General features: G+C 39.8%; 1 protein-coding gene. It reads right to left on the bottom strand.

Going from position 1 to position 505, the window contains the following annotated elements; all coding sequences use genetic code 11:
• Positions 1-320 precede the first annotated feature (320 nt).
• A partial coding sequence (locus tag H4J66_RS00035) for a Bor/Iss family lipoprotein (RefSeq protein ID WP_220463143.1) occupies positions 321-505 on the bottom strand: 185 nt, incomplete at its 5' end.

Below are 505 nucleotides of genomic sequence, written 5' to 3'. Positions count from 1 at the left end.
GGCTATTGAACCGCTAACATAGACTGAAGACAGGTGCCACGACGAAATGAGTAAGGTAGGCGCTGCTAACTAATCAGTGAGTAATCGACGAATATCAGCATGATAACCGACAAAATTACTTGCTTAATTCTATGTGTTAACTCACTTAATACTAAAAGTGAATACAATGGTTCTGAAATTAATGAACAAGGTTCAGTGTATTTAACTTGACGTGGCGAGTCATACCAATGCCTCATTAAGAGGCTAAAAATTGTTGGCCAAAATCAGCGAGGCACGAGCATTGGCCAACTTTTTTTAGCCCTGCTTGAATGACTTATAGTTTATTTACACGATACTTCAACCGTTTTTGGGTACCAAATTGGTCCCAACATATTTGCTGCACCACTAGCCAAACCGTTTATAAAAGTTAATTCGGTTTTTACTGATGCCCAAGGCGTGTTAGCACATTCTTTTTGGAGGTCTACAACTGGCGAGCCCTCATATAAAGAAAGGGCGAAGTTATGAT

The organism is Colwellia sp. MB3u-55 (assembly GCF_014076785.1).
In the GTDB taxonomy this organism is placed as follows: Bacteria; Pseudomonadota; Gammaproteobacteria; order Enterobacterales; family Alteromonadaceae; genus Colwellia_A.
This window is presented reverse-complemented; position numbering and strand designations above follow the sequence as displayed.